Annotated in this window: 4 protein-coding genes and 1 pseudogene; 3 read left to right on the top strand and 2 right to left on the bottom strand. The window is 55.4% G+C overall.

Translation table 11 applies throughout. The features are described 5' to 3' along the window. Positions 1–210 precede the first annotated feature (210 nt). Both G5A07_RS10075 and G5A07_RS10070 read left to right on the top strand, forming a co-directional pair. Positions 211–1416 (top strand): site-specific integrase, encoded by a 1206-nt coding sequence (locus G5A07_RS10075; RefSeq protein WP_191863266.1) that lies wholly within the window; start codon positions 211–213, stop codon positions 1414–1416. Next, positions 1413–2480, top strand: a complete 1068-nt coding sequence (locus G5A07_RS10070) for a PDDEXK nuclease domain-containing protein (protein ID WP_191863265.1) — start codon at positions 1413–1415, stop codon at positions 2478–2480. Before G5A07_RS10075 ends, G5A07_RS10070 begins: the two co-directional genes overlap by 4 nt. Positions 2481–2663: 183 nt before the next feature. On the opposite strand, the gene G5A07_RS10065 is transcribed toward G5A07_RS10070, so the two are convergent. Continuing rightward, complete coding sequence (locus G5A07_RS10065) at positions 2664–3890, bottom strand: HEPN domain-containing protein (RefSeq protein WP_191863264.1); 1227 nt, start codon at positions 3888–3890, stop codon at positions 2664–2666. Between the two features lie 490 nt (positions 3891–4380). On the opposite strand from G5A07_RS10065, the pseudogene G5A07_RS10060 reads away from it, so the two are divergent. Then, positions 4381–4744, top strand: a pseudogene (locus G5A07_RS10060) (ATPase). 56 nt (positions 4745–4800) lie between these two features. On the opposite strand, the gene G5A07_RS10055 reads toward G5A07_RS10060, so the two are convergent. Next, positions 4801–5682, bottom strand: a complete 882-nt coding sequence (locus tag G5A07_RS10055; protein WP_191863263.1) for a hypothetical protein — start codon at positions 5680–5682, stop codon at positions 4801–4803. Positions 5683–6000 lie beyond the last annotated feature (318 nt).

Below are 6000 nucleotides of genomic sequence, written 5' to 3'. Positions count from 1 at the left end.
GCTGTCCCGAATGAAGAAGGCGATGGATTTTTTTATTTCACGATGACTCCAGCACCGAATTTCGCTGGACTACGCCGCAGCCCGATACAGCAGGTTTATCAATGGGTTAGGCGAGTTCAACATATGACGGTGCTTTCTGAAACCTGACCCGGCTTCCGTCCGCTTGGCCCCCATGTGGCTCTTGGAAACGGGTCTTTCCGAGGAGTCATCATGGCTAAGATCAAGCTCACCAAGACCGCCGTTGATGCGGCGCAACCCCAGGCGCAGGCCGTCGAACTACGGGATACCGTGGTGCCCGGCTTCTTGTGCAAGATTACCCCGGCGGGCCGCAAGGTGTTCATGCTCCAGTACCGGACGAACACCGGGGAGCGCCGCAAGCCCGCCCTGGGCTTGTTCGGGGAACTGACCGTGGAGCAGGCCCGCGTCATGGCGCAGGACTGGCTGGCCGAGGTTCGCCGGGGCGGCGACCCTGGCGGTGCCAAGGCCGATGCGCGGAAAGCGCCGACGGTCGAAGCGTTGTGCAAGAAGTTCATGGAGGACTACTCCAAGAAGCGCAACAAGGTCAGCACGCAGGAAGGCTATCAGGCGGTCATAGACCGCAATATCGTCCCACTGCTGGGCCGCAAGAAGGTGCAGGACGTGAAGCGGCCCGACATTGCCGGGCTGATGGAAAAGCTGGCCTACAAGCCGGCCGACGCGAATCACACCTTCGGCGTGCTGCGCAAGATGTTCAACATGGCCGAAGTGTGGGGCTTCCGCCCGGATGGCACCAATCCCTGCCGACATGTCCCCATGTTCCCGGCCGGCAAGGCTACCCGCCTCATCAATGACGAGGAAATGGCGCGCATCTTCCGCCATTTGGAGCATCTGGAAGCCGAGGGACTGGAAAACTACGTCATCCCTCTGGCGATCCGCCTGCAATTCGAGTTCGCCGGTCGCCGCTCAGAAATCTGCGGGCTCGAATGGAGTTGGATCGACCTGGAGAACCGGCGCGTGGTGTGGCCTGACAGCAAGACAGGCGGCATGTCCAAGCCTTTGAGCGAGGAAGCCCACCGCCTGCTTTCGACCGCCCCCCGCCAGGAAGGTTGCCCCTACGTTCTGCCGTCACCCAACGACCCGGCCAAGCACCTGACCTATGGCGAGCACTACGGTGGCTGGACTCGGGCGCTCAAGGCGGCCGGCGTGCCGCACGTCGGGACGCACGGCATCCGCCACCGCTCCGCGACCGATATTGCCAATTCAGGTATTCCGGTCAAAGTCGGCATGGTGCTGACGGCGCACAAGACCGTGGCGATGTTCATGCGCTATGTCCACACCGAGGACAAGCCGGTTCGGGAAGCCGCCGAACTGGTGGCGAGCCGGCGCAAGACGATCACCGGCACCAAACGCCCCCCGGCGGCGGAGGCAACGGCATGACTAGGCGCAAGTCATCCATTGCGTCACCAGCAGCGCCGACGGCGCTGCTGGGCGACATTCGGGCATTGATCGAGGCAGCGAACCAGCGCGCTGCCCTGGCGGTCAATACGGAACTGACTCTGCTGTTCTGGCGCGTCGGCCTGCGCATCCATACGGAAGTGCTGGCCGGGCAGCGGGCCGGGTACGGCGAAGAAATCCTGCCGTCTCTGGCCGCGCAGCTTGTCCGCGACTACGGACGCAGCTTCGCGGACAAGAACTTGCGCCGGATGGTGCAGTTCGCCGTTGCCTACCCGGACGAGCGAATTGTCGTTTCACTGTCACGACAATTGAGCTGGTCACATTTCTTGGCGCTGATCCCGCTGAAAGACCCGCTCCAGCGTGACTACTATGCGCAGATGGCGAGCGCCGAACGCTGGAGCGTGAGGACGCTGCGCGAGCGCATCGACTCGATGCTGTACGAGCGCACGGCGCTGTCCCAAAAGCCGGAAGAAACCATCGCGCAGGAACTTGCGACCCTGCGCGATGCGCAGCGCATGACCCCGGCGCTGGTGATGCGCGACCCGTACATCCTCGACTTCCTGGGACTGCGGGATAGCTGGCAGGAAAGCGACCTAGAGACGGCCATCATCCGTGAAATGGAAGCCTTCCTGCTGGAGCTGGGGGTGGGCTTTTCCTTCGTCGCCCGGCAGAAACGCATCCAGATCGACGACGAGGATTTCCACCTTGACCTGCTGTTTTACAACCGCAAGCTACGCCGGCTGGTGGCCGTCGAATTGAAGATCGGCGAGTTCAAGGCTGCGTACAAGGGGCAGATGGAGCTTTACCTGCGCTGGCTCGACAAGCACGAACGGGAACCGGAAGAAGCCTCGCCGTTGGGGATCATCCTTTGCACCGGCAAGAAGCGCGAGCAGATCGAACTGCTTGAACTGGACAAGTCGGGCATCCACGTTGCCGAGTACCTGACCAGCTTGCCGCCGCGTGCGGTGCTGGGCGAGAAGTTGCAGCAGGCGACCGAGCGGGCGCGGTTGCAGATTGAGCAGCGGCAGCCTGGCGAAAAATCCTGACAGCAGCATTTGTGTGTCCCGATGCGCGCCGTAGGGGCGCGCAGGCTGTGCCTTGTGCTAGGTCACGACAGCGTTAATTTTCTCGCGCAACTATTCAAGCGGGAATTCTGAGCAGTCACAAGCGGGGCAGCCGCAGCGGCTCAATCAAGGATGCGCGCCGGGACGCGGTATACATCATTGTTTCTAATAAGAATTCTGAGCATCCTTTACCATTTCATATAATTTATCTATTTTATTTATCTCTTTGTATTTTTCGGATGTTAATAACTCGGCAATAGCGGCTCTAGCTAGCTGAATTATTCCGACATAGCTCTGATCAATCTCCTTGCTTCCACCATGAACCAAGGCAGACCTCATTCGGTAAACCTTTTTCAATAATGCACTCGCCTGCAATCTAGCCTCTTTATCCTTTGCAATAATGAATACAAAGGTATCCGCCAAGCGATCGCCAATGCTTTTTTGGAAAAGACTACCTTCATCGTAAGACAATAGGATCTCAAGGGCAATGCACGTGTGGATAACGGAGTCCTTTTCCTTCTGGCTTTTTATTGCTTCACCAATTGAAATTGAGCAATTTAATATTCTTGAGTGAAAATCAGATATTTTTTTTCCGTTTTTCCTTTCTTTATAAAAATCCCAGAGTCTGGAGAAATTTGGATTTTTCACAAAAAAATCGTCATCTACAGGTACTTTCTCGGCAATCTTGTTGCTTATTGATGTGTCGCCAAATTCAAAAGATTCTCTTTGTATTTGATATGAGCTAGTCTCGACATACATTTGGTGGTGCGTGTAGCTAGGATAGGAAGGAAGTCCCGTTTTTATGAAAATTGAATTATCTTTCTTTCCAGCCATGAAGAATATTAGATTGATGAACTCCTGAAACTCCTCATGGGCGAGAGCAATAGACTTTGAATTATCGTAGCTATTTTTTATTTCTGAGCATATATAGTATCCATCCTCATTTGAGATTGGCATTTTTAGCTTCGAGGAAAAACCGATTTCAAAAGGCCCGATGATCGCCGTCTTGTTCTTGTCCAACCTCAATCCTGATATTGGTGCAAATATCTTGACGTTTTCTGGCATAGCGTCTGTGAATGTCTTTATTAGCGACAAGGCATCTTCATTGGAGAAATCTTTTTCCAGAAATCCCCTTGAGAAAACGCACTCATCAATAATTTTATATACGGTTTCCCTGCTGAATCTTTGACTTATTTTCTTGTCACTGTTGTAAATGGCATCTAGCAGGAGGAAATATGATTTTACGTCCGCTACTTTCAATGATTTCCCCGTTGCCATCTGGGTTTTTGATCTTATTGACTTCATTGCCTCATCTTGGCTGCATGGCTGAATAGTCTTCAATGCGGAATTAAGGGATTGTTTTGTTTTTTCAATCAAATCGTCGGAAATCATCTTTTTCTCCAAAAGGCTAAATCGAACTTATCTATGGAATTCCACAGGGGAACCAATAGAAGCACTACCTCATCAGTGATATTCAGCGTCTTCATAGTCAATGGTCGAGTGCGGCATACTGGCTGAAAGCATCAAATCTATACGAATAGATAATAAGCGAAGTACATGGCTGCGTCTCCGCTTCGCGGATCGCGCTGCTCCAGATTCGTTATCTGCTCATCCCTGACGGGACTGGCGTTCGCCAGCCTTCCACATCGCTGACGCCTTCGGCCCTCTATCGGGCCTGCGCGCTCCGCTTGCCTGTCCGTGCCTTCGTTGGAGTTGGCTGGGAGGTCTTGCTGTTCCCTTCACCGTACCACGGCGTTCTCGCCGTCAAGGGCTGCGCGTGCAAGCACGCTTGCGGCCGGGGCCGTCCTTGACCCCTGACTGCTGCGCTGCGCCGTGCTGGCGACGGTTCCGGGCAATTCCGCCCGTGCAACCGGAGATCGTCATGAACGACAAATCGTACGTTTCCCTCGAACACCACATTTGCCTGGTCTGCGGCACTCGCTTTGTCACCGGTGCAATCAAGCATGGGGCACCACACGGCGACAGGCTGGGGCTTGTGCCCTGAATATCAGAAGCTGTCCGACGATGGCTTTGTCGCCTTAGTCGAATGCGATCCGCAGCGCAGCGGCTCGCCGTCTGACGCTGATCGGATGAAGCCCGAACAGGCGTACCGGACTGGGCGCTTGGCGCACCTGAAGCGCGAGGTTTTCGCTCGCGTGTTCAACGTGCCGATCGCGGACAAGCAGCCGTGCGTGTTCGTCGAACCCAGCGTGATCGAGCAGTTGCAGTCGATGGTCGCGCACTGATCGTGGCGACCACGCAGCGCGCCGCCCTTACGGACGGTGCGCTTGCTTATAGTTGCTCACGGAAAGAAATTTCCACGCGGGCCTGCTGCGGCTTCCATCTGACTTGCCATGTCCTCGCCAGAAATGCGCCTCACGGCCGAAGCGGCGACAAACTGGGCATCCAAGGCCAAGGCAATAATCTCCAGCCGGGTCAGTTGTGTTTCCTTGTAGCGATCACCTACATAGTCAGGAAACTTGTTCAGTGCCGGCAAGAGCAATGCATCATCCCTGTGGCTGCTATCTTTGGTCATTCTTTCGCCGAGCTTGTTCAAGTTGTGGCCAAATAATTTAGGGTTTCTTAAGTCCTTCTCCGGCACGCCAAGATGTAACAGCGTGCCTTTCATTGCCAGTTCGGCAGTCAGGCAGATGGGTTGCAGAACTGCGCTGCCAATCGAACCGGACTGGGAAAGACTTTCGGAAACCAGTTTCAGTTGCTCGGCTGCAAGACCCCAGAATGTCGAGGCATTTTTGTGTTGTGCCCCGCGATTAATGCCGTACACAAGGTCGTGCATGTCAGCAAAAGCGAACGCTGATCTTTCTGCGATCTTGCGGTCGCCGCGACACCAGGCAGCCCATTCCTGATGACCTGAAAATCCCAGCCCCTTATCGACGGTTATGTTGACGGTTCCAAAGACAACGCCAATCGTTACTTTCCTGACACGATCCACCGATGCGGCAAAGCCTGTCCCCATGCCTGGCCAGGTGAATTTGACTTCGGGAATCAGCCGCTCATATGCCTGCTCGATCTCGCGCACTTGGGGATTGCCGCCGACCCCGATGGAAAACCGATCGCCAAGAATTTCCATCGCCGCACGGAATGGGCGGGCATGGAATGGGACGTCTTCCTGTGCAAAGCGTTCGTCCAACTTGAGAATGTCGTTGTCCGTAAATTCGATCATCCGAAAACCCTGATTTTTCCGAAAACTGGCGATTGAAGAAAAAAGATACGGCCAATTTTATTGGATGACGCAGAAAGCACCGTAGGGGCGTCTCCGCTTCGCGGATCGCGCTGCTCCAAGTTCGCTATTCGCTCATCCCTGACGGGACTGGCGTCCGCCAGCCTTCCACATCCCTGACGCCTTCGGCCCGGCTTCCAGATCCAGGCCTGCGCGCTTCGCTTGCGTACGGCTCAGCACACAGGGGCGGCCGTTGCCATGTCCAGCCGTCTTCCCTGACTCCATCACCTTGCTCGCGACTGTAGCCCGTGGCCGCGTGCC

Source organism: Stenotrophomonas sp. AS012628, assembly GCF_010608305.1.
Lineage (GTDB): Bacteria > Pseudomonadota > Gammaproteobacteria > Xanthomonadales > Xanthomonadaceae > Stenotrophomonas > Stenotrophomonas geniculata.
This window is presented reverse-complemented; position numbering and strand designations above follow the sequence as displayed.